18 protein-coding genes and 3 pseudogenes are annotated in these 23,450 nt (G+C 69.3%); 12 read left to right on the top strand and 9 right to left on the bottom strand.

Going from position 1 to position 23,450, the window contains the following annotated elements; all coding sequences use genetic code 11:
* Window positions 1-86 precede the first annotated feature (86 nt).
* Window positions 87-1,598: an MFS transporter gene (locus tag N4G66_RS21255; RefSeq protein WP_261705724.1), complete on the top strand. Its 1,512-nt coding sequence runs from the start codon at window positions 87-89 to the stop codon at window positions 1,596-1,598.
* A gap of 353 nt (window positions 1,599-1,951) precedes the next feature.
* Window positions 1,952-2,536 carry an O-methyltransferase gene (locus N4G66_RS21250; RefSeq protein WP_261705723.1) on the top strand — a complete coding sequence of 195 codons (585 nt, stop codon included), beginning with the start codon at window positions 1,952-1,954 and terminating at the stop codon, window positions 2,534-2,536.
* A 125-nt stretch (window positions 2,537-2,661) separates the two neighbouring features.
* On the opposite strand, the gene N4G66_RS21245 is transcribed toward N4G66_RS21250, so the two are convergent.
* On the bottom strand, window positions 2,662-3,354 hold the full coding sequence (locus N4G66_RS21245; RefSeq protein ID WP_261705722.1) for a TetR/AcrR family transcriptional regulator: 693 nt from the start codon (window positions 3,352-3,354) through the stop codon (window positions 2,662-2,664).
* A 421-nt stretch (window positions 3,355-3,775) separates the two neighbouring features.
* Here N4G66_RS21245 and N4G66_RS21240 point away from each other — a divergent pair, with 421 nt between their 5' ends.
* Entirely contained in the window at window positions 3,776-5,620 is a 1,845-nt protein-coding gene (locus tag N4G66_RS21240) for an AMP-dependent synthetase/ligase (protein WP_261705721.1), read from the top strand.
* A 67-nt stretch (window positions 5,621-5,687) separates the two neighbouring features.
* Here the strand turns inward: N4G66_RS21240 and N4G66_RS21235 are convergent.
* A pseudogene (locus N4G66_RS21235) lies at window positions 5,688-6,817 on the bottom strand (acyl-CoA dehydrogenase family protein).
* 91 nt (window positions 6,818-6,908) lie between these two features.
* On the opposite strand from N4G66_RS21235, the gene N4G66_RS21230 reads away from it, so the two are divergent.
* Window positions 6,909-7,535 carry a TetR/AcrR family transcriptional regulator gene (locus N4G66_RS21230; RefSeq protein WP_261705720.1) on the top strand — a complete coding sequence of 209 codons (627 nt, stop codon included), beginning with the start codon at window positions 6,909-6,911 and terminating at the stop codon, window positions 7,533-7,535.
* Window positions 7,536-7,558: 23 nt separating this feature from the next.
* On the opposite strand, the pseudogene N4G66_RS21225 reads toward N4G66_RS21230, so the two are convergent.
* From N4G66_RS21225 to N4G66_RS21210, 5 genes and pseudogenes are all read right to left on the bottom strand, one after another.
* A pseudogene (locus N4G66_RS21225) lies at window positions 7,559-8,256 on the bottom strand (aldehyde dehydrogenase family protein); the annotation flags it as partial.
* Window positions 8,250-8,429: an aldehyde dehydrogenase family protein gene (locus N4G66_RS45675; RefSeq protein WP_315903666.1), complete on the bottom strand. Its 180-nt coding sequence runs from the start codon at window positions 8,427-8,429 to the stop codon at window positions 8,250-8,252. The pseudogene N4G66_RS21225 and the gene N4G66_RS45675, both read right to left, overlap by 7 nt.
* Window positions 8,426-9,487: an oxygenase MpaB family protein gene (locus N4G66_RS21220; RefSeq protein WP_261705719.1), complete on the bottom strand. Its 1,062-nt coding sequence runs from the start codon at window positions 9,485-9,487 to the stop codon at window positions 8,426-8,428. The genes N4G66_RS45675 and N4G66_RS21220 overlap by 4 nt, the downstream gene beginning before the upstream one ends.
* 12 nt (window positions 9,488-9,499) lie before the next feature.
* Complete coding sequence (locus N4G66_RS21215; RefSeq protein WP_261705718.1) at window positions 9,500-11,050, bottom strand: DUF6114 domain-containing protein; 1,551 nt, start codon at window positions 11,048-11,050, stop codon at window positions 9,500-9,502.
* A 24-nt stretch (window positions 11,051-11,074) separates the two neighbouring features.
* Window positions 11,075-11,707: a DUF6230 family protein gene (locus N4G66_RS21210; protein WP_261705717.1), complete on the bottom strand. Its 633-nt coding sequence runs from the start codon at window positions 11,705-11,707 to the stop codon at window positions 11,075-11,077.
* A gap of 232 nt (window positions 11,708-11,939) precedes the next feature.
* On the opposite strand from N4G66_RS21210, the gene N4G66_RS21205 reads away from it, so the two are divergent.
* The 3 genes and pseudogenes from N4G66_RS21205 (at window position 11,940) to N4G66_RS21195 (ending at window position 17,227) form a co-directional block, all read left to right on the top strand.
* On the top strand, window positions 11,940-12,773 hold the full coding sequence (locus tag N4G66_RS21205) for an oxygenase MpaB family protein (protein ID WP_261705716.1): 834 nt from the start codon (window positions 11,940-11,942) through the stop codon (window positions 12,771-12,773).
* A gap of 1 nt (window position 12,774) precedes the next feature.
* A pseudogene (locus tag N4G66_RS21200) lies at window positions 12,775-13,609 on the top strand (oxygenase MpaB family protein).
* 381 nt (window positions 13,610-13,990) lie between these two features.
* Window positions 13,991-17,227 (top strand): TIM-barrel domain-containing protein, encoded by a 3,237-nt coding sequence (locus N4G66_RS21195; RefSeq protein WP_261705770.1) that lies wholly within the window; start codon window positions 13,991-13,993, stop codon window positions 17,225-17,227.
* Between the two features lie 194 nt (window positions 17,228-17,421).
* Here the strand turns inward: N4G66_RS21195 and thpR are convergent, their stop codons facing one another.
* Window positions 17,422-18,030 (bottom strand): RNA 2',3'-cyclic phosphodiesterase, encoded by a 609-nt coding sequence (gene thpR / locus N4G66_RS21190; RefSeq protein ID WP_391858845.1) that lies wholly within the window; start codon window positions 18,028-18,030, stop codon window positions 17,422-17,424.
* Window positions 18,031-18,229: 199 nt separating this feature from the next.
* Window positions 18,230-18,970 (bottom strand): VWA domain-containing protein, encoded by a 741-nt coding sequence (locus tag N4G66_RS21185; RefSeq protein ID WP_391858844.1) that lies wholly within the window; start codon window positions 18,968-18,970, stop codon window positions 18,230-18,232.
* A gap of 501 nt (window positions 18,971-19,471) precedes the next feature.
* Between N4G66_RS21185 and N4G66_RS21180 the strand changes: the two genes are divergently transcribed.
* From N4G66_RS21180 to N4G66_RS21160, 5 genes are all read left to right on the top strand, one after another.
* Window positions 19,472-19,825 (top strand): VOC family protein, encoded by a 354-nt coding sequence (locus tag N4G66_RS21180; protein WP_261705714.1) that lies wholly within the window; start codon window positions 19,472-19,474, stop codon window positions 19,823-19,825.
* A 186-nt stretch (window positions 19,826-20,011) separates the two neighbouring features.
* Entirely contained in the window at window positions 20,012-20,584 is a 573-nt protein-coding gene (locus N4G66_RS21175; protein WP_261705768.1) for a GNAT family N-acetyltransferase, read from the top strand.
* Window positions 20,585-20,663: 79 nt separating this feature from the next.
* Complete coding sequence (locus N4G66_RS21170) at window positions 20,664-21,005, top strand: ArsR/SmtB family transcription factor (RefSeq protein ID WP_261705713.1); 342 nt, start codon at window positions 20,664-20,666, stop codon at window positions 21,003-21,005.
* A 3-nt stretch (window positions 21,006-21,008) separates the two neighbouring features.
* On the top strand, window positions 21,009-21,515 hold the full coding sequence (locus N4G66_RS21165) for an SRPBCC family protein (RefSeq protein WP_261705712.1): 507 nt from the start codon (window positions 21,009-21,011) through the stop codon (window positions 21,513-21,515).
* Window positions 21,515-22,183 carry a dihydrofolate reductase family protein gene (locus tag N4G66_RS21160; protein WP_261705711.1) on the top strand — a complete coding sequence of 223 codons (669 nt, stop codon included), beginning with the start codon at window positions 21,515-21,517 and terminating at the stop codon, window positions 22,181-22,183. Before N4G66_RS21165 ends, N4G66_RS21160 begins: the two co-directional genes overlap by 1 nt.
* Window positions 22,184-23,450 lie beyond the last annotated feature (1,267 nt).

Below are 23,450 nucleotides of genomic sequence, written 5' to 3'. Positions count from 1 at the left end.
ACCTCCTTGGAAAGATTTGCCTATCTTATTCTAGCGCCCTACTCTGGCAGCCGTAAGACAGACCTCTCTATCTTAGGTGGCTGCTCGTGAGCACTCCCAACGAAACCGGACCCGCACTCGCTGTGGCGGATCCCTCTCCTGTGCCCCGGTCGTTGCGCGAGGCCTGGGTGGCCTTGGCCGGGCTGTCGGCAGTGTTTCTGTTCGAGATGCTGGACAACTCGATCTTGAACGTCGCATTGCCCACGATCGGACGCGAGTTGCGTGCTTCGACGATCGCGCTGCAATGGGTGACGGGCGCGTACGGAGTCGTGTTCGGCGGTCTGATGCTGGTGTTCGGCGCGGTGGCCGACCGGTTCGGCCGGCGACGGATCATGCTGGTCGGGCTGGTGCTGCTGGGTGTCGCGAGCCTGGCGACCGCTTTCGTCACCAATGCGGAGCAACTGATCGTCGTCCGGGCAGTGATGGGTGTCGCGGCGGCGATGACGACTCCAGGGTCGATGGCGCTGGCCTTCCGGCTGTTCGAGGAGGAGAGCCTGCGCGTCCGTGCGATAACGCTCATCTCGACCGTCGGTCTCGTCGGGCTCGCGATCGGCCCGACGTTGGGAGGCTTCGTGCTCGCCATCGCTCCCTGGCAGGTCCTGCTGCTGGTGAACGTGCCGATCGCCGTGCTCGCGGTGATCGGTGTGCGGGTCGGTGTAGCCGCGGACGAGGCGGCTGACCTCCACCGCGACCCGGTGGATGTCCTCGGAGCGGTGCTGAGCACGGCGGCGATCGTGCTCGCGCTCGTCGCGCCCACACTGTTCGTGAACGAAGGCATCGGCTCGTGGGCGCCCTGGACGGCCACCGCTGTGGCCGTCGCGGGGGCGATTTCCTTCTTCGTCCGTGAGCGTTCGATCCGCTATCCGCTTCTCGACCCGAAGCTCGTCGCTCGCCCGCTCGTTTCCAGCGGCCTGGCCTACAAGGCCGCCGCGGGGCTGGCGACCGCTGGTCTCGGCTACCTGGTGACCCTGCAACTGCAGCTCGACTGGGGGTGGACGCCCGCGCTCGCCGCCATCGGCATGCTGCCGCAGGTCGTCGTCCTCCTCGCGGCAGGCCCGTTCATCAATCCGCTCGTGGAACGCGTGGGTATCGGCCGCGCCGCATGGCTCGGTGCCGCAGCGGTCGTGTTCGGGCTCGCCCTCTACAGTCTGCTGAGCCGATTCGGATACGTATGGGTCGCGATCGCACTCGTCCTCGTAGCCGCCGGGATGCGCGTGGCCGGCGTCGTCGCCGCGGTCAACGTGCTCGGTGGCCTGCCCAAGGACCGGACCTCCATCGGCGCGGCGCTCACCGACACCGCAACCGAAGTCACCTCAGGCGTCGGCATCGCCGTCACCGGCACCATTCTCGCGACCCTCTTCACCGGCGACATCGCCACAGCGAACTGGAGCACGCAGCAGTCCGCGGAATTCCAGGAAGCCGCCACGGTGGCTGGTCTCGTGCTCACCGTGATGGCTGCGGCGCTGGTCGGTTGGGCGATTCTCCGTGCGCGGAATGCCGCGGTCGGCCAAGCGAACACGCCCCTCGCCGACGCGATCGGCGAGCAGAGGACGGCATGATGCCGGCCCGAGGCTGCGGATCCGGATGGCGGAGGCTCGCAACTCTGCGGCCCGGAAACTGCGCGGGCCCTTGCCGTGGCGGCCGGCCAGGGCCGAGCCGCCCATCGGTCTTGTCGATGCCGCGCTCGACCGCTCCTTGCGGATCGGCTTCGCATGATGGGGAGTTGGCCGCCGCGGTCCGTGCTTCCTGTGGTGGTCGGCCTGTTCGGCCTGTTCGGGTTGACCGCCTTGTGCTTGCGGCCCGTAGTCGACGATGCGGCCTGGGGCAACATGCTGTCGGGGACCGGCCGGGGAGCCGCTGAAAGGCGGGAAAGTCGTTGCGGGGCAGGCACGGAGGCCGCATCATCCACCGGATGGACGACATGCCGAGCCGATTCCCGGTCTCTCTGCCGGCCCTGCGTGCTGCCGCGCGCGCAGCGGGCTTCATCAGGTCCTGCGAGGAGCGCACCGGCAGCTTGCTGGCCGTCCTCGCGGCCGCCTGTCCCGGTGGCCGCATCCTCGAACTCGGCACGGGCGTGGGCGAGGGTACCGCCTGGCTTCTCAGTGGGATGGACCGCGCTTCTCATCTGGTCACGGTCGAACTCGACGAGGTCGTCCAGAGGGTCGCCCGCGAGGAGTTGGGGTCCGATCCACGGGTGACCTTCGTGGCCGAGGACGGCGGCGCATGGCTGCGGAACTACGGCGGGGAACCGTTCGACTTGGTGTTCGCGGACACCTGGCCCGGCAAGTTCAGCCACCTGGAACGAGCCCTGCAACTCGTGGCCCTCGGCGGGACGTACCTGATCGACGACCTCACCCCGCAGCCCGACTGGCCGGAGGACCACGAAGCCGCGGTCAAGCGCCTCCTGGCCGACCTGGAGGCACGAGAGGACTTTCACTCCGTCCGCATGGCCTGGGCGAGCGGGCTCCTGATGGCGGTACGGTCAGCCCGGGCCTGAGGGCGGTCAAGAGGGCGAAGACCAGCAGGCGACCAGGCCGACTGCCTCCATCTGCCTCCATCCTGCATCCTGCTCGCCAACGGGTTGTCGGCACGGCATGAGGAACTCCGGTCCTGCTGGAGACCTCAGGCCTGTCGCCTCCGCGTCGCCCCCCGTGGCCGCGGTGCCGGGACGGCCTCGCCGCTGAAGGCTCCGCGGTAGCCAACCGTGCCGAGACTCAGCAGGACGTGGCGCTCGGCGACCTCCTCGGCGGTCAGGGAACCGCTCTCGCGGTACCAGTTGGCGACGCCCTGGCACATGATGAGGACCGCGCGGACGGCGTCGGCCGGAATCGGAGTGGTGAAGGTGCCCTGGCGGATGCCCGCTTGCACGGTGTCCAGCAGCATGTGCTCCAGATAGTCCCGCAGCGCCACGTACCGGGCGCGGTTCGCGGGCTCCAGGCTGCGGATCTCGGTGTCCAGGAAGGCCAGCCCCTTGCGGTGGGCCATGTAGAGCACGATCGACTCCACCATGCCGCTGAAGCGGGGCAGCGGGTCGTCACCGGCTTCCTCGGCGGCGGCCCGACAGCGGTCCAGGACGTCCCTCATGGATGTCTCCAGCAATGTGGAGAGCAGCGCCTGCTTGTTCTCGTAGTGGTAATAGAGGGCGGGCACGGTGACGCCGACCCGCCCGGCGATCTCCCGGACCGAAGTGCCGTGATAGCCGTGCTCGTTGAACGCCTCCATGGCGTGCTGAAGGATGGGATGCAGGGTGAGCGGTCCGTACGAGCGCCAGCGCTGCGCGGGGGCGGCGACGGCCTGACTCGGTTCGGTGCTCAACGGCTCTCCTCGGACGGGTCGGCGACGGGGGACATCGTACGGCCAAGCGGGGGCCGTTACCGCTGCCTTCTTGCTTATCGATCGATCAGCAAGTGCGGAGGAAGCCGCCGGCGCTCACTCGACGTCCTCTCTTTGAAGTCCATTACCCAGAAGGGAAGTTGTCTCGACATGCTCCTGCGAACGCGGTCGAAAACTCGACCCGTCCCAGGAGTTGACCGGCCTCCCTGTCGCTCCTACGTTGTTTAGTGAACGCTCAGTAAGTCCCCGGTTCCGCAGCCGTTGAATCACCTCCCGAGAGGAACCGATGAGCTCGACCAGCGACCACGCGGCCACGGGAGCGGATCGACCGCGCGACCGCGCAGGGCAGTTGGACGGAGTCCCCCAAAACACCGAGTGCCCGACCGCCAGGAGGCCGAGTTCGATGACGACAGCCCCGCGCAGCACTGGGAGACCACCAGCGGAACCGACCGGAACGACCTTGCCGTCGCTGCTGGAACGCAACGCCCGTGAGTACGCCGACCTGCCCGCCCTGTCCTGGAGGCAGGCGGACGGCGGCGGAACCGGCCAGAACGGCTGGACCACACTCAGCTGGGCCCAGGTCCGGGAGCGCACCACCCGGCTCGCGGCCGGGTACGCGGCGCTCGGCGTCGGCCGAGGCGACCACGTCCTGCTCATGATGGCCAACCGGCCCGAGCACTGGCTGTCCGACCTGGCGCTGGTCCGCCTCGGCGCGGTGCCCGTCAGCGTCTACGGCACCTCGGCCGCGGAACAGGTCACCCACATCGCCCGCAACTGCCGGGCCCGGATCGCCGTCGTCGAGGGACGGGCGCAGGTGGACCTGTGGGCGCCGCTGCTCGACGACGCCGACACGCGCCTGGACCGGCTCGTCGTCGTGGAACCCGGGGCGCAGGACGGCCACTTCCCGTACGCCGCCCTCGGTAGGCAACCGGTGCCGGAGCAGTTCGCGAAGTCCCTGGACACGGCCCGGCCCGAGGACCCGCTGACCGTCGTCTACACCTCCGGGACCACAGGGGAACCCAAGGGCGTGGTGCTCAACCACCGGCACGTGCTGGCCAACGCCCGCGCGCTGGACGAGGTCGTGGAGCTGCCGCCGCACGTCGAGCACATCTGCTACCTGCCGTTCGCGCACATCGCGGAACGCATGCTCGGCATCTACCTGCCGTGCCACCGTGCGTCGCACGTCCATCTGTGTCCCGATCCGGCGGGCCTCGCCGAAACGGTGCGCAAGGTGCGCCCGGCCCAGTTCTTCGGCGTGCCGCGCGTGTGGGAGAAGCTCGCCGCCACCGTCCGGTCCGTCCTGTCGCTGCTGCCGGCGGAGCAGCAGGCGGTCATCGAGGAGGCCGCGCGGGTGGCGCGTGACCATGTCGCCCACCGGGAGCGGGGCGAGGAGCCGCCCGCCGGACTGGAGGCCGCCTACGTCCGGCACCGGGAGCAGGTCCTGCTGCCGTTGCTGGCCGCGGGCGGTCTGGACAGGGTCACCTGGGCGGCCAGCGCGTCGGCGCCCATGCCGATCGACGTGGTGCGGTTCTGGGCCGGGTTCGGCATCGTGATCATGGATGCATGGGGGCTGACGGAGACCACGGGGGTGGCGACCGCCAACAGTCCCCGCACCGGATTCCGGCTCGGTTCGGTCGGGCGGCCCGTCTCCTCGGCCGAGGTCCGGATCGCCGCGGACGGAGAGATCGAGGTGCGCGGGGCGACCGTGTTCTCGGGCTATCTGCGGGAGGACGGCACGGTGCGGCCCGCGGTGTCGCAGGAGGGCTGGCTCCGGACCGGTGACATCGGGCGGCTGGATGAGGACGGCTACCTCTGGCTCACCGACCGCAAGAAGGAGATGATCATCACCTCGACCGGCAAGAACGTCTCCCCCGCGCTGGTGGAGAACGCCCTCAAGGAGCACCCGCTGATCGGGCAGGCCCTCGCCCACGGCGACAACCGTTCCTACCTCGTGGCTCTGCTGGTCCTCGACCCGGAGGCGGCACCGGCCTGGGCGGCGGCCCACGGCATCGACACCGGCGGCGACCTCACGGCCCTGGCGGCGCATCCAGCCGTAAGGGAGGAGACGGACCGGGCCGTGGCCGCGGCCAACTCCCGGCTGAACCGTACCGAGCAGGTCAAGCGCTACAGGCTGCTGGCCGAGGAGTGGGGCCCGGCGACCGGTGAGCTGACGCCGTCGCTGAAGATGCGGCGCAGGGTCATCCGCGAGAAGTACGGCGCCGCGCTGACGGAGCTGTACGAGGGCTGATCCTCGGTCCGGAACACGGCGGCGGGCGCTTCACCCCGCAGCGAAAGCGCCCGCCGGGCCCCGTACGTCAGAGCCCGTAACTCTTGCCGATCAAGTCCCGTTGGATCTCGCTGGTCCCGCCGTAGACGGTGGAGACGACCGCCGCCCGCAGATGGCGTTCCATGTCGTACTCGGTGGCGTAGCCGTAGCCGCCCATCATCTGCATGCCTTCCAGGGCGGCCCGCTTGGCGGTCTCGGTGGCTTTGAGCTTCGCCATGGACGCCTCGCGGGGGAAGAGCCGGTCCGGTTCGGCGTCGCAGTCCGCGGCCACCTCCCGGACCAGCAGCCGGGTGCACTCGATCTCCACGGCGAGATCGGCGATCCGGTGCCGCAGAGCCTGGAACGAGCCGACCGGTCGGCCGAACTGTTCGCGCTCGCGGACGTAGGCGACAGTGTCGTCGAAGGCGCGCCGGGCCAGGCCGAGCATGTCGGCGGCCAGGAAGAGCCGCTCGTGGTTCAGTCCGGCCATCAGCTGCCGCCACCCGTTGTCGACCTCCCCGACGACGGCGTTCGAGGGCAGCCGCACATCGCTGAAGGAGACGTCGTTCACCTCCCGGCCGCCCATGGTCTCGATGCCCCGGATCTCCACGCCGGGGGTGTCTGACGGAACGTGGAACATGGTGAGCCCGGCGTGCTTGGCCCCGCTGGTACGCGCCACGAGCAGGATGCTGTCGGCCACATGGGCGTTGGAGATCCAGGTCTTCTGTCCGTCGATCAGCCAGCCGCCGTCCGGCCCCCGTCGCGCGCGGCAGCTCAGCGCGCCCACGTCGGAGCCGGCCGCGGGCTCCGACATGGCTATGGCGAGGACCGCGCCCCGCACCGCGCCGGTGAGCACCTCGGCCTTCTGTCGCCCGGTGCCGAACCGTTCGTAGGCCTTGGCGCTGATGACGGTGGTGACGAAGCCGCCCGCGGGGACCATCCCGTAGGACGTCTCCTCCAGGAACAGGCAGGCGTCGGCGAGTCCGCCGCCCGCACCGCCGTACTCCTCCGGCAGGCACACACCGAGCCAGCCGAAGTCGGCGAGCCTGGCGTAGAGCTCGGCGCTGTGCGTCTCACGGCCGCTCATGGTCAGTGCGTCGCGCTGTTCACGTGTGCCGCACTCGCGCTTGGCGAAGTCGCGGCGAAGTCGGCCTGTTCCGGGGTGAGTCGGGCGCTCATAGGGTCCTCCGGGTTCCGGATGAGTTACAAAGAAATGCAGAATGTTTCATAGTCTCTTCGGGGTGGATGGGGCGGTATCGTGAGGAGCACCATGAAGACATCTGCGAACGACTCCCTGCTCGCGCGGGCCATCGCCCGGCCCGAGACCGAGGAAAAGGTGGCGCGGCGCATCCTGGACGGTGCGCTGGAGCAGTTCACGACCTTCGGCCTGCGTCGCTCCTCGGTGGACGACGTCGCCAAACGGGCGGGGGTCTCGCGGGTCACGATCTACCGCCGCTTCCAGAACAAGGACGGACTGGTCGAGGCCTGCCTGCTGCGCGAGGGCAGCAGGTTCTTCCAGAAGCTGGACTCCGCGGTGGCACCTCTGCCGACCATGGCCGAGCGGGTCGTCGAGGGCTTCGTGGTGGCCCTGCGGTACACCAGGGCCCATCCGCTCTTCGGCGGTCTGCTGCGCCTCGAACCCGAGGTGGTGCTGCCCTACCTGACCGTTCAGGGCGGGCCCGCGCTCGCGGCCACCTGCGACTACCTGACAGCGCATCTGCGCAGGGCCCAGCAGGCGGAGGGGCACCCCGAATCCGACCCCCGGCCGGTCGCCGAACTCATGATCCGCGTCGCGGTCTCCTTCCTGCTGAACCCGTCCAGCTGCATCGAGATGGAGGACGAGGACCAGGCCCGCGCGTTCGCCCGCCGGTACCTCGCCCCGCTCCTCGACGCCTGACGGTCCGTCTCCGGTGCGGCGCCTCAGCGCCGTTGGTGCAGCCACCGCGCGAAGGAGACCGCGCGGGCCCGGGCGGCCGCCGCAGCGGTGAACGACGTCAGGTTCACCGGCGGGGCGAAGCGCTGGACCGTGACGGACTGGGGTGCGGTGAAGGCCCGCAGCCCGTCCGCGCCATGGACGCGTCCGAAACCGGAATCCCCCGAGCCGCCGAACGGCAGCGCGGGCACGGCTGCGAAGCCGAGCACGGAGTTGACGGAGACCGCACCGGCCCGCAGCCGGGCGGCGATCGCGGCGCCGGCGCGTCGGTCGCCGCTGAACACCGAGGCGCCCAGCGCGTAGGGGGAGGCGTTGGCGCGCTCGATCGCCTCGTCCGTGTCGGCCACCGCGTTGATCGCCACCGTCGGCCCGAGGGTCTCTTCCCTCATCGCGGGCGAGTCCTCCGGTACGTCGGCGAGGACGACCGGCGTCACGTACGCCCCGGAAACCGACGCCGATCCGCCCAGCAGTGCGCGCGCACCGGCCGCCAGCGCTTCGTCCACGTGCCGTTGGACCACCGTCGCCTGCCCCGGCATCGTCATCGGACCGTACACGGAGTCCGGCCCGGGCCGACACTCAGCGCACCGGCCCGCTCCACCACCTTGCGGCACAGGGCGGCGTGCACCTCCCGTACGACGTAGACGCGTTCGACGCCCGCGCAGGTCTGGCCGGCGTTGCTCATCGCCGGGCCGCGGGCAGTGCCGCCCAGCGGGCCGCGGCCGACCGGGCCCGCCGCACGGCGCGGGCCACCTCCGCCGGTCCGTCGACCGGGTGGTCGGCGAGCGCCTTGCCCGTCGCCGGGGCGTGGACGGTGAAGGCCGCCGGGTGCGACGCGGCTTCTCGGTCCGTCCGGGTCATCGCTGCTCCTGAGGTGTGTGCCGGTCCGCCGGACGGGTGGGGGGAGTGAAGGGCTCCGGTGGTTCGTCCGGTTCGTCCGCCGGAGAGGGAGTGATGGCCGCGGGTGGCTCGTCCGCCGTCCGTTCGCGGGCCTGCTGCCGGTCCACGGGCGGCCGGGGTGCGGGTGTTCTGTCCGTGGCCGCGGAACCTTCGTCCAGGAGAGGCTGCAGCGGCCTGCTCTGGGCCCAGTGCGGGCCGAGGTCGTCCAGGGTCCAGCCGAAGGGGTAGCTGCGGGGCTTGTTCCGGTACGGCCACCAGTCGGGCCGCGGCGGCAGGTGGCGCAGCAGTGCGGCCCGGGTGCGCAGGGCGTGGTGGGCGGCACTGCGGACCGGACGCGGCTGCGGACGGAAGCCCAGCGCGGTGAGCAGCGGTTCGTCGAGGACGGCGAGCGAGGCACGCGCCACCAGGGGGCGCAGCAGGTTCGGATACCACTGGGTGACGACCCTCAGCGTCGCCGCGGCGACCCGCCGGTTGGCCGGGTCGTACGCGAACATCCTCTGCTCGTAGGTGTCGTGCAGGTGGGCGAAGCCCGCGTAGTCGGCGGGTATGCCGGTGATGCCCATCAGCTCGCCCATGCGCCGCCCCACGAGTGCGAGGCTCTCGGTCTCCTGCTCGGACAGTGCCCGCCAGCCGTACCGGTCGATCCACCGTTTGGGACCCACCACGGTCGTGGCCAGGACGTAGAGGTAGTCGTCGTTGGGTATGCGGTAGCGGCCGTGGATGCGGTTGAGATGGCGGGCGGCGGCACGGGCCTGCTCGGATTCCATACCGTCGCGGACCATCTCGTGGGCGATCAGCACCTTGTCGTCGTACCTTTTCTGCCCGGCGCGCTCGAACTCCTGCGTGCGGTCCAGAAGTCGGGAGATGCGCGGTACGCCGTAGTCCCGCAGGAAGGCGACCGAGACGCCCTGAAGGTAGTCCCAGGGGAACTCGTACTGCGTGACCCAGCGGAAGATCTCCTCGTAGTCCTGGTGCGGGTCCATCCGCCGGATGCGGTGGAGCCGGCTGTAGCGGCCCATGGGGACGGTCTCCTATCGGTCTTTGCTGTGCATGGACAGGTCGGCGAAGTTGACGGTCTCGGCGTCGACCAGCACCTGGCCGGCCTCCACCGCGGTCACCGACAGCTTCGGCAGCTGTACGGCGACAGGGAGGTTCGCCGGGACGATGTCGGCGCCGACACAGATGCGCGGGGTGGCGACGCCGAGTACGGGGATGGTGATGGAGCCGGTGAGCTGTGTGACGTAGATGTCGACCTGCGGGATGTCGAGGTCCACGTCGATCGTCCGGACCTGGCCCGCGCCCTCCAGACGGAAGGTGTAGTTGTCCGCGATCAGCCGGTCGGCGTGCACCCACAGCACCTTCATCCGTCCGCCGTCGGCCGTCGGGAGATATGCCGCGCCGTGGATGATGGCGCCGTACGCGGTCAGGGTGTCGGCGCCGACCTCGGGGTGGTCGGGGCTGATCGGATAGGTCGACCGGGGGCGCCCCGGCCGGTCGCCGACGACGACCGGCGGGCGCAGCGCGGTCAGGTCGTCCGGGTCGGCTGAGGTCTTGCCGGGGGTGGCCTCCTCCAGCTCCTGGTCGGGGTCGGGGAGCCCTCCGGTGTCGACGCCTGTGAGACACGGGAGCGTGACCCGGGCGGCCCCGGCCCGGTCGTCCCGTTCTCCCGGCCCCTGGCTGTCGTCCTGGTCCGGCGAATCGCCGCTGTCCGCGTCCGTGTCTCCGGTGGCCTGCGGTGATCCGGCCGCAGCGGGAGGAGCCGATGCGGAGCCGGTACCGCCCGGTGAGGGGGTGGGAGTGGGGGAGGGGGACGGGGCGGAATCCCAGGGCCGGGCCAGGGTGGGCCGGGGGAGCGGGAACACGTCCGTGCCCGGTGCGGCGGCGGCGGTGCCGACGGCCGGGAGTCCGGCCGTCACCACCATCGCGCTCACCACGAAGAGGGCCGGGCTCCGGGCGGGCCTCCGGCGGCTGCCGGAGCGGGCACGGTCCTCACGGGCTTTTGGGGCACTGACCTCCTGGTCCTTCGGGGCACCGCCCTCCCGCGGCATGCCCGTCGCGCCGGGTGCGGCCTCGGCAGGTTCCGCCGGGGCCGGATCGCCCTGCCCGGTCCCTGACGGGCCGGGCAGCCGGTCCCCGTCGTCGCCGTCCGTCTCGCGGACGGGGTCGGGCATCCAGCCGAACGCCAGCGAGGAGCCGATCAGCCCGGCCATCATGCCGACGCCGAAGCCGCCCAGGTTCGTCGTCGCCATCGAGGTCAGCGAGGCGATGGCGGTGACTACGGAGACGAACATCCGCTGGTCGGGCTCGAAGAGGAAGAAGAGGCCGCCCGCGATCAGCACCAGACTGATGCCGACGGCCGACATGGCGCCCACGCCGATCTTGATCATCAGGGGGAGCGGGGCCAGCGGGATGGCGACCATCTCCACGCCTCCCGCGATGACCCAAACCGCTGCCCAGAACGGACGCCCGCGCCGCCGGCCGCGCAGGGAGCGGCGCAGCCGGGGCGCGGGCAGGATCCGGTCGAACCAGTCGCCGGTCTCGCGCGCCAGTTCCGACAGGAAGCCGAGGACGAAGCTGAACATGACCGAGTCCGTCCTTCGTCGCCGTCAGAAGCACTGCTTGCCGGTGCGGCTGAACTCGATCTCCAGCTTCTCCAGCGTGAGGGCGCCCCCGTTGGCGGCGTACGCGGTGCTCTCGACGTCATGGGCGACCGCGGTGCTCGCCTGGACCCCGAAGGTGCCCTTGGGCCCGGTGACACCGGGCGCACCGGTCAGAGTGGAGGCGTCGCGGCCGACCTGGACTCCGGTGACCTTGCCGCCGCCTCCGGTGAGGGCGTCCGCGTTCACCACGAGGTTGCTGCCTTCGAGCGGCTTGTCCGCCCCGGAGTGCACCAGCATGGTGATGTCCCCGACCAGCGGAAGCTTCTGCTTGAGCGAGACGCACACGTCGGAGACCGTGCCGTTCTTGACGGCGGCCAGCAGCACGGGTTTGGCGTCGTCAGCGGAGTCGCCGATGGAGGAGGGGAACGACGACATGCCCTCCGCGGTGATCTCCGAGGCGGAGACCTTGAACGCGGCGCCGGAGACGGCGAAGGACGCGGCGAGCGCCCCCTGGGCGAGGGCGATGCCGAGTGCCCCCACGGCCAGGGTGCAGGGGACGAACATGACGGCGCTGCGTTTCCAGTGCGTACGACCCGCACCCGGGGTACTCGTCCCGGTATAGGTGCATCTGTCACTCATGGGAAGTCCCTTTCGCAGGGCTGAGGTGATGGCGGTGAGCGTTGGGAGGCCGTCGATGAGTCGAAGATACAAAAACTATTGACTTGTTTCACCGGGCACGTCAATACTCCGGACGCAACGGAGAAACGGAGGCGTCATGGCTGCTCTGCCGCACCTGCCGGCCGATCCAACACCCGTACGTTCCAAGGGAGTTGAGGAATCCTCCGGAGTGAGAGCGCCTTGTCGGGGCGGAATGGCCTGGCGTCATTTCGGGGACGCCCGTGCCACCCTCATGGCGCCCCAGCTGCTCCTGCTCCAGGTCGCGCACCCCGTCGTCGGCGCCGGCGTCGAGGACCACAGCAACTTCCGCGCCGAACCCTGGCCCCGCCTGATCCGCACCCTGCTCTCGCTCAGCACCGTCATCTACGGAGGACAGCGCGCCGCCACCGACGAGGCACGGCGCCTGATCCACGTACACGCCGGAATGAAGGGCACCGACTCCGCGGGCCGCCGCTATCACGCGCTCAACCCGGAGGCCTATCACTGGGTGCACGCGACCCTCGTCAAAGGACCCGTCGACGCGCAGAGCCTGTTCGGCAAGGGCATGACCGAAGAGGAGACAGAGGAGTACTACCGCGAGATGCGGGACGTCGGACGGGTCTGGGGCCTCAAGGACCACCATCTGCCCCCGGACTGGGCGGCGTTCACCGCGTACTACGACGACATGGTCGACAACCGGTTGGAGTACAACCAGTCCGTGCGGGACGTCGTCGACGAACTCGTCCACCCGGCAAAGCCGTTCCGCCTGCTCCCGGGCGTGCTATGGCGGCCCGTTGCTCGAATAGCCGCCCACTACGCGCTGTTGGTCACCGTCGGCACCCTGCCGCCCCGCCTGCGCGACAGGCTCCACCTCACCTGGAGCCGTCGGCAGCAGCGCGCCCTGCGGCGCTTCGCCCTCGTCGTGAGATTCCTGATGCTGCTCGTCCCGCCCCCGTTCCGCATCACCGGCACGCTCGCCGTCGCCTACTGGGCCACCCACCGGCCGGGCACCGATCCCGCCGCGCGCCGTCCGCTGGGGGCGAGGTGACATGAAGCCGACCGCCCAGCCCGCACCGCTCGCCCCGGGGACGATCCTGTGGGAGATCGCGGGCGACGTACGGCTCCTGCTCTCGCTGCCCGCCGCCCTCGTCCTCCAGGTCGCCCACCCGGCGGTCGGCGCGGGCGTCGACGACCACTCGGTGTTCCGCACGGACCCCTGGGGGCGCGCCGAACGCTCGCTGGAATCACTCCAGTTGTGGGTCTACGGCGGCGAGCGGGCGATCGAGGAGGGGCGCCGCCTGCGCCGCCTGCACAAGTCCGTCAGCGGCACCGACACCCGGGGCCGCAGCTACCACGCGCTCACCCCCGCCTACTACGCCTGGGTGCACGCCACCGCCTACCCGGTTGTTCCTGCGGGCAGCCCGCTACCTGTCCCGGCCGCTGTCCCCCGAGGACGAGCGCCGCCTCTACGACGAACTGCTGCGACTCGGCGCCATCCTCGGCATCAACGACCGCGACATGCCGGCCACCCCCGAGGAGTTCTGGCCGTACTTCGACACGATGATCCAGGAGGAACTGGAGAGCACCGTCGTGGTCCGGGAACTGCTTGACCCCGGCCGCCCCATCGCCCCGCCTCCCGGTTCGGGCAGGCTGCTGCGAGGGCTCTGGCCGCTGCTCCGCCGGCCACTGGGCCGCCTGCACGTCTTCGTCACCGTGGGCCTGCTCCCGCCCGCCGCGCGGGACCGGCTCGGCGTTCCCTGGACGCCGGGGGACGAACGCAGGCTGTGTCGCTTCGGCGCGGTCGTACGCACCCTCGTCCCCCTGCTCCCGGAGCGCCTCCGCTACCTCCCCACGGCCCGCGCCGCCCGCGCGGCCGGACGGTGAACCACCACCCTCGGGACGGGACGACTTCCCCGCCGGGCAGCCCAAAGTTCCTGGAAGCATGCGGCTTCGACCGGCCGGAACTCTGCGGTCGCCCATATGGACACTGTGAGAGTGGACATGCTCTGATGCCAAGTGCTGATCTCTGTGGGCGGGGTCCGAGGAGGGTTTCATCCTGTACCGCCGCGCTCCCGGAGGAGGCCGCAGCCCGAACATTGCCCGCAGGCGGGAATCCCGACTCCAAGTCTCAACCGGCATACGGAGAAGGGTTCCCCACAGCAAGCAGAACGGATGTTGCGCATGACGACTGGTCCGAAGAGGCGACGGCTGAGATCCGTGCGACAGCAGGTGAGCGTCGCCGCTGCCCTTGCCGTGGCCGCCACCATGACACTGACAGGCGCTGACTTGGCGTCAGCCGGTGGTGCGCACGGCCCTCGAATCCCAACCCTCTCATCGGGGGACGCACGCTTCGAGATCCTCTCACCCACACTGATCCGTACCGAATACGCGGGCGACCGGAAGTTCACCGACGAACCGACGTTCAACGCCATCGGCCGCGAGGGGTTCGAGCCGGCCGCATACAGTGCCGGCACCTCCAACGGCTGGCTCACCATACGGACAAGCGCGATGAGCCTGCGCTACAAGGTCGACTCCGGGCCATTCGACGCGCAGAACCTTTCGGTGCGGATGACGGCGGGCTCCACTCCCGTGACCGCCGCCCCGTGGCAGCGTCTGACCTGCGCGCTCGGCACACTGTGCGAGGCCGAGAACGTGCGTCTCAACGGGCTTTCCGTAGCCTCCGACCATGGCGGCCACACGGGGACCGGCTTCGTGGCGGGATTCGAAGGCACAGGCAGCTCGGCGTCCGCTGACATCGATGTCAAAAATGATGGGGCGTATCAATTCGACCTGCGCTACGCCAACTCCCGCGGTGGTGACGGCCAGAGCCGGACCCGGACCTTGACGCTCTCCGCGGACGGCGGAGCGCCGCAGACGGTGTCGTTACCGGTCACGGCGAACTGGGACACGTGGAACGTCGCCACCGCGAGCGTCCACCTCGGCGCGGGTCACCACACGCTGGCCCTGACCCGAACGGCCGCGGACTCCGGCAACGTCAATGTCGACAGCGTCGCGCTCGTCCGGCCCGGCGACGCGTACCCGCCCGTCTCCAGCACCGCGATCACGGACTGTCCGTACGGAGTCAGCTGCGAGGCGGAGGCCGGACGCATCGGCGGTACGGCGGTCAACGCCACCGATCACCAGGGATATGCCGGCAGTGGATTCGTCGGTGACCTCCACCAGGGATCGAGCCTGACGACCCATGTGGTCGGCGTGCCCGCCGACGGCGTCTACACCCTCCGGGTGCGCTACGCCAACGGCGTCGGCGGCGACGGCCTCCACCAGAACCGCACCGCCACCGTATCCGCCGTCGGCACCAACACCGCCATCGGCACCAACACCACCGCCGGCACCGACACCACCTTGTCGTTCCCCACGACGAAGGACTGGGACGACTGGCAGACGGCCTCGGTGCCCGTCACACTCACAGCGGGCACGGACGACGTCACCCTCAACTGCCCCGAGGCGGCCAGCTGTCACATCAACGCGGACACCGTCTCGGTGGCCGCCCCCGAGGCGGCCGCGCCCCCACCGCACATCGCGCTCGGCGGATACCGCCGCGGCCTCGACGGCGTGACCGGCAACGAAAACTCTCTTCTCACCACGCCCGGCCTGCTCAACCAGGACGGTTGGTATCTGCTGGACGACACTCCGTCAGCGCTGTACGACACCACGGCGCAGAAGGCGGTCCCCCGACCCGACCACGGCGCCGCGCCCTACCAGGACGGCTATGTCTTCGGCTACGGACACGACTACAAGCGGGGACTCGGCGATCTGGCCACGCTGACCGGACCACCCGCACTACTGCCGCAATGGGCATACGGCGTCTGGTACTCGGAGTACATCGACCGCACCGCGGCGGACTACCAGAACGCCATCCTTCCGGCGTTCCGCTCCGAAGGCGCCCCGCTGGACGTCCTGGTGACCGACACGGACTTCAAGGCCGTGAACAATTGGAGCGGTTGGGAGATGGATCCCGCCAAGTTCCCCGATCCCAAGGGCTTCTTCGACTGGTCGGCTTCCCAGGGACTGCACAACACACTCAATGTGCACCCCAGCATCCTCGCGTCCGATCCCCAGTTCGCCCAGGCGCAGGCCACGGCCAAGGGCAAACTGACGAAGGGCGGCTGCGCCTCGGGCGCCAATGTCGAGAACAACTGCTACACCTTCGACTTCGGCGACCCGGACCAGCTCAAGGCGTACATGGACCTGCACCAAGCCATGGATCAGCAGGGCAACGACTTCTGGTGGCTCGACTGGTGCTGCGACGCATCGCAGTCGTCGCTGGCGGGTGTGACCCCGGACGCGTGGATCAACCAGCAGTACGCCACCGCCGCGGCCAAGACCCTCGGCCGCGGATTCGTTCTCTCCCGTGCGTACGGCTCGTTGCAGGCGGCCGGGTACAGCGGCCAGCAGGGGCTGCCGACCGGACCGTGGGCGGACAAGCGCAGCACCGTCCACTTCACAGGGGACACTTCCTCGACGTGGGGCACGTTGAAGCTGGAGGTCGGTTACACCCCCGGGGAGTCCGCCGCGACCGGGATGGCGGCCATCACCCACGACATCGGCGGCCACAACGACACGACAGGGCTGACCGGTTCGGAGACGTACACCGAAGGCGGGCAGCGCCGCACGACGCACAAACTGCCCGACGACCTGTACGCCCGGTGGGTCCAGTTCGGTGCCTTCCAGCCGATCGACCGCCTGCACAGCAACCACAGCGACCGGCTGCCCTGGCAGTACGGCGCGACGGCGCGGCAGTCGGCCGACAAGTTCCTCAATCTCCGCGAGAACCTGGTGCCCTACACCTACACGCTCGCCGAGGAAGCGAACCGTACCGGCGTGCCCATCGTCCGTCCCACCTACCTTGAGTACCCCGAGGAGCCCCAGGCGTACGCTGCCGCCGACAGCGAGTACTTCTACGGCTCCGACATACTGGTCGCCCCCGTGACCACACCGGGCACCTCCGCCACCACCTCGGTATGGCTGCCGCCCGGCCAGTGGACCAACTACTTCACCGGCGAGACCTACACCGGTGGGGGTACCCAGGAGGTGACCGCCGACCTGAACTCGATGCCGGTGTTCATCAAGGCGGGCGGCATCCTGCCCACCCGCACCCACAACGTCTCCAGCGACGACCGAAACCCCCTGACCGACGTCACACTCACCGTCGCCGCCGGTGCGTCGGGCTCGTTCCACCTCTACGAGGACAACGGCACCACCAAACACAAGAACCAGAGCGCCACGACGACCATCCGGTACCGCCAGAACGGTTCCCACCACACACTGTCGATCCGTCCGGTGCGCGGTTCCTTCCCCGGCCAGGTCAAGACCCGCCTGTGGACGCTCTCCATCCTGGGGACCCACGCACCCACCAAGGTCTCGGCGACCGGCATGCAGCTGTCCCCGCACGCCTACCACTGGGACAGCACCTCGAAGGTTCTGACCATCACGCTCCCACGCCAGAGCGTGCACGCCCCGATCACCGTCACTTATCAGTAGGCAGCTACAAGTAGCCGCCACCCACGACTCAGGGCCGGCTGCGGAGCGGCGCACATCGAACCCGCTCCGCAGCCGGCCGCCTCTCGGCGACTCGCCACCAACGCCGGCGATCTGAACTGCACGGTTCTGTGGTCTTTGCGCGCCCCCAGGGCAATCACTCTTGCGAGGAACGGTCGGAGGAACGGTTGGTTGCTTCAAGACCGAGTGGAGTTCCCGTTGCCGAGAGTCCAAGCCTCGATGTCGCGGTAGTGGATCGGTCCGCTGCTACGGCCGACGTTGCTGCCGACCAGGTGCAGACGTTCGGCGTGCCACTGGTGGCCGTTGAATTCGGCGATCCCCTGGGCGATTTCCGCTGCCGAGGACCGGTCTCCTCGGCGGGCACGGGCCAACGTCAGATGGGGGCGAAGCGGCCGGTCCTCGAAGGCGACCCCGCAGTCCCTGACGGTGGAACGCACATCGGCGGCGAGCTTGTGCAGCGCATCGAGGTCTCCGTCGATTCCGCTCCACAGCACGCGGTCGTCGAAGCTGCCGCTGCCGCGCAGTGCCAAGCGGAGCGGTCGGTGCTCCGCCGCGAGGTCGGCGAGAGGCGGTCGCAGGAGTGGAACTGCCTCACCCCGGATCTCTCCCAGGAACGCCAGGGTGATGTGCCAGTCTTCGACGCGGTTCCACCGCATGTGAGGATGCGTTTCGTAGGCGGGGCGTAGCTCCCGGGCCAGTTCCTCTTTCGCGTGGTCGGGCGGGGCAAGAGCGATGAACACGCGAACGGTCGAGGGCTGCGTCTGATCGTTCACACCAGAATTCATACCGCACCTGCCGCCGGTGATGCCGCCCTCGCCGTTCGCCGCGGCAGACCCGCCCCAGGTCAAGCCGCCTACGGCCGTCCCGCCGGAGCGAGGCGCCGACGACCGGGCCAACGCAACTCGCGCCGCGGATCCGCCGAGACCCCACACGATCGCCACAGATCTGGAAAGGACTGGGACACCGTCGTCCAGGGCCTGGCTCTCACTGGAGGACCTGAGCGGCACGAGCGGACACAAGCCAGCTGGGAAACTCCTGCAGAAGCCGGTCGTAGAGCAGTTCGTCAGGCACGGTGCGCGGATGACGGCCGGCGTGGAAGAAGCCCGCGTTGTCGACGACGCGATGTCTCGGTACGGCCAGATCGTCGAGCCTGCGGAGGAAGGCGAACTCGTTGTCGTCGGGGTCACCGAAACCGATGAACTGCCAGAACAGCGGCAGTTGGGCGGCTTTGCACAGGTAGCGCTCGGCGGCAAGTTTGCTTGAGGGCCCACCATCGGTCTGGAAGATCACGAGGGCGGGGGAGCCGCTGCCGGATTCCGCGTGGTGGTGGATCACCTCGTCCATGGCCCAGTGGTAGTTCGTGCGCCCCATGTGGCCGAGGTTTTCGTGGAGTTTGTCGATGCGGCCCCGGTGACCTCCGAGCTTGAGGTCGGTGGATCCGTCGATGTCGGTGGAGAAGAACACCACCGGAACCGTGCCGTTGTCATCGAGGTGGGCGGACAGAGAGAGGACCTGCTCACCAAGGTGCTGCATGGTGCCGTCCTTGTAGTAGGGCCGCATCGACCCGGAGCGGTCCAGTACGAGATAGACCGAGGCGCGTACTCCCTCAAGGCCATGCGCGCGCACGCTGGATCCGGCCGACTTGTAGAGGCTGACCAGGTCCGGCGCCTGCGATTGCACCTTGGACAGGCTGATTGCCGGAGCACCATCCTGAGCATCGACCACGTCCACCACTCCTTTGCCGGGTTGCGGTCCTCATCTTGGTGGTTGTGACCGTGCTGCGAGACGAGTTCGGTCCGTCCGGAGATGGAAGCGGAAGCGGAAGCGGAAGCTCGGCGTCATCGACGGGGACTTGGATCAGAGGGGCACCTCCCCTCTCAGAGGACGGTGATCTCCGCCGACGACGTCCCCGCGTTCTCGATGAACGCCCTGGTGGGGTTCGACCCGCAGGGCGAGGCCGCGCTGAGGACGGGCGCCTTCGCTCCCGCATCAGGGACAGGGGCGGGCGTACGGCCATTGCGGCGCAGCGGCGGGCTCGCGCCGACCGGGAAACGGCCGACAGCGCCGTTGGACTGGAATTGCGGCGGCCGCCAGGAGATGAAGTTGAGTCACGCGCCCCGGCGGCTCGGCACAGCCGATGAGTTCCCGCGCGGTTGAGACGGGGGTGTGAAGCGGGCGATGGTGTGGTGCCACCTCGCCCGATCACCGGCCTGGCACCATGGCGGCATGGAACGTGTGCTTGGAATCGGTGGCTACTTCTTGCGGGCCGCAGACCCGGTGTCCCTGGGCGCGTGGTATCGCGATTGCCTGGGCCTGGACGCCGATGAGAACGGCGTGTGGCGTCAGGGCGCCGGGCCGACGGTGTTCGCGACGTTCGAGTCCGAGAGCGACTACTTCGGCTCCCGTGCCCAGCAGACCATGCTCAACTTCCGGGTCCGCGACCTGGATGCGATGCTCGCGCAGCTGCGTGCCAAGGGAGCGGAGGTGGCGCAGGAGACGCAGGACATGGAGGGCGTCGGTCGATTCGGCTGGGTCGTCGATCCCGAAGGCAATCGGGTCGAGCTGTGGCAGCCCGTCTGAGAGTGTCCTCACGGAGACGGTGACGTGAGCGCGGCGGGCCGGCCCCGCTCACCATCGCTCCCTCTCCGCACCGGCCACCCTCATGCCCCCCTCGGGGCCTGCACCAGCGACACCGTCGGCCTCCTGACCGATCTGGCGCGGATATAACTGATCGACGCTCTGATCTTGATCGCGTTGACTGGCGGCATGCCCGAACTGCACACCGATCGTCTTCTGCTCCGCCGATGGCGGGAGTCCGACCTCGTGCCGTGGGCGGCGATGAACGCCGATCCCGAAGTCCGGGAGCACTTGGGAGAGCTGCTGACACGGGAGCAGAGCGATGCCGCGGTGACGCTCATGCAGGCCGAGTTCGACGAGCGAGGTTTTGGGTGGTGGGCGCTGGAAGCGCGGGAGACCGGCGAGTTCATCGGCCGTGCCGGCTTGGACGAGGTGGACGAGGACATGCCGTTCACGGGTGTGGATATCGGGTGGCGGCTGACTCGTTCGGCGTGGGGTCACGGTTACGCCACCGAGGCCGCCCTGGCCTGCCTGGCCTTCGGCTTCGAGGCCCTCGGGCTGTCAGAGGTCGTTGCGTCGACGACCGTCGGCAACCTTCGTTCCCAGGCAGTCATGCGCCGGATCGGCATGACCCGGGATCAGGCCGACGACTTCGAGGATCCGAGCGTGCCCCATGGGCCGCTGCGCCGGTGCGTGCTGTACCGCACCTTCCGCGAAGGTGCTCACGGCCCACACCACTCGGCGGCAACGCCGTTGCTTTGACCGGCAATGGTCATCCGGCAGGACTCGCCCGATTCCCAACCCGCTTGACGCATGCCGATATGGGAATATGATAGCTGTCATGGCACGAGCAGCGACGACGTCGGACGCGTTCAACGCGATCGCCGAGCCGCAGCGCCGGGAGATCCTGGCGCTGCTGCGGGCGGGTGAGCGGCCGGTGACCGACCTGGCCCAGGAGCTGGGGATGAGCCAGCCGGGGGCGTCGAAGCACTTGCGGGTGCTCCGGGAGGTGGGGCTGGTGCGGGTCCGCGGGGTGGGCAAGCAGCGCCTCTACGGGCTGGACGCCCGCGGACTGCGGCCGGTCCACGAGTGGGTCGGTGGATTCGAGCGGTTCTGGAACGAGAGTTTCGACCGGCTGGACACCTACGTGCAGGACCTCAAGCAGGCACGGCAGGAGGAATGACCGATGGCAGGGGCAAGGCAAGAAACGCGAGTGGAGCGGGCGACGGCCGACCGGGAGATCGTGATCTCTCGGGTCATCGACGCCCCGCGGGAGCTGGTGTTCGAGGCGTTCACCGAGGTCCGGCACCTGTCGCAGTGGTGGGGGCCGGAGGGGTTCACCACCACCACGCGGTCCTTCGAGTTCCGCGAGGGCGGGGAGTGGGACTTCGTGCTGCACGGGCCGGACGGGACCGACTACTCCGAATGGATCCGATGGGTGCGGATCGCTCCGCCGGAGCGGATCGCGCTGCTGCACGGTGAGTCCCGCGACGACCCGAACGCCTTCGAGTCGGTCCTGACCTTCGCGCCGGACGGCGCGGCGACCCGGATCGTGATGCACACGGTGTTCCCCACCAAGGAACTGCGCGACGAGGCGGTCGAGAAGTACCACGCGATCGAGGGCGGCCGGCAGACCCTGAGCAGCCTGGCCTCCTACGTCACCGAGATCGTTCGGAAGGGGGCGGAGGGCTGATGGCCGGGAAGGTGTTCTTCAGCGTGTCGATGTCGCTGGACGGGTTCATCGCGCCCGAGTCCGTGCCCGTTGACGACTTCCTTTTCGCGCCCGACAAGCAGGACGACCCCGATGTGCAGCGCTGGATGGCGCAATGGATGGAACTGCAGCAGTGGATCTTCCCACTGCGGTTCTTCCGGGAGAACCTGAAGCTCGGCGAGGGCGGCGAGGAGGGCCGCGACAACGACATCGCGCGGGAGACGTTCGAGCGCACCGGCGCGAGCGTCATGGGCAAGCGCATGTTCGACCTCGGCGAGCAGTCATGGCCGGAGGAGGCGCCGTTCCACACTCCGGTCTTCGTCGTGACGCACACCAAGCGTGACCCGTGGGAGCGGCTCGGCGGCACCACGTTCCACTTCGTCAACGACGGTATCGAGCACGCCCTCGACCAGGCCCGCGAGGCTGCCGGCGACCGCGACGTCCGCATCGCGGGCGGCGGCGCGACGATCCTGGAGCACCTGAACGCCGGCCTGGTCGACGAGTTCTCGATCACGCTGTCACCAGTGCTTTTCGGCGCCGGCACCCGCCTGTTCGACGGCGTGGACGCGTCCAGGGTCGCGCTGGAGCCGGTCCGTTCGGAGCCGTCGTCGCGGGTGACCCACCTGACCTACGCCGTGCACCCACGGTAGCCGCGCCACCGCTCCACCCCAGTGACCCGAGCGCCCACGGCGCACACGCTTGAATCAGCAGGCCACCACGGCCAACCGCGAATAGCCCTTTGACCGTCGGGCCCGGTGTCGATGTCTCCGTCCTTGAGCATCTTGAAGTCCAATGTGTACGCCCGCACGGTGCGCGGATGTCGGTCCCGCTGGAATGCGTACTTGCTGGATGTCTTGCGATAGCGGACCTTCAGACGCTGGCGGCACCATTCGGGAAGGAGGCCGGCCGGCCCGGCCGATGGCTCTGATCAGCGACGCCGTACTGCTTCGGACCGGCTCTGGGGCGACGATGATCTGGTCGGCGGCGGCCTGGAACAGAACGGTGAAACTCACCCGCTGGACGGACAGCCCCGGCGTGGCCGTCGTGACGTCGTCAGCGAGGCGGACCAGCGCCTGGTAGACCGTCAGCAGCGCGAAGATCTCCTGCTCAAGACCGGGCACACTGCGTGAACGCAGCACCCGGCCGTCCAAGACAGTGGACTTCGGCGAGAAATAGCAGGTCTCCGCCTGCCAGCGCCGATGGGAACCTCAACTGCCACAGCTGCGACAAGTTCGTTATGTCCGGCGCTGACCTCGTCCACTGGCGCCGCAAACGGGAGCAATGGCGGATGCTCGCCGAGCGCGCGACCTGATTCACCGGTGCCGCGCCCTGAACTGGGCGATGTTCTCGGCCTGGCGCTGGCGCCGAGTCGATCAAATGCCTGATCGGGACCGCTGGAGAGTGGAGGGGCTCGATCAGGTTCGTGCTGCACTCGATCGCTGCGGACTGGGTTGAACTCGAGACAGAAGGGCTGCTGGGTCCCCACCCGCTGCAGTGAGACCTGACAACCGGGCTGTCGCGTCACGGACAGCCTGCCGTTCAGCAGCCAGACCCCCACCCTGTGCATACCGCATCCCACCGGCGTACCGCAGGGATCACCAGACGTCACCCCCGACAACCACCCGAGAAGGTCAGTAACGCACTGGCGTTGCGCTCGGCGGGACACGGCCAGGCCGACCCCGCGAGTTGACCCCGAACCCGCGGGTCCACCCCCAGAATCGGGACAGCGCACCCTCGGGTTCGTGCTGAGGAAACTTCAGCTTCCGCGAACTCGCAGGGGTCCCCGGCCTTGAGAACAGAGGGGCAGCGGTTGTCGGCGAGATCGATCATGGTCGGTCGACACACGGATCCGCTCCGCCACCGGAGTTCGGCGGTGACGGGGAGGCCCCAGCCGAGGAGCCCGTCGGCCGCTCCCCG

Origin of the sequence: Streptomyces rhizosphaerihabitans (assembly GCF_025399795.1) — a bacterium.
Classification (GTDB): domain Bacteria; phylum Actinomycetota; class Actinomycetes; order Streptomycetales; family Streptomycetaceae; genus Streptomyces; species Streptomyces rhizosphaerihabitans.
The sequence above is the reverse complement of the archived record's forward strand: the minus strand, read 5'-3'. Positions and strand labels throughout refer to the sequence as shown.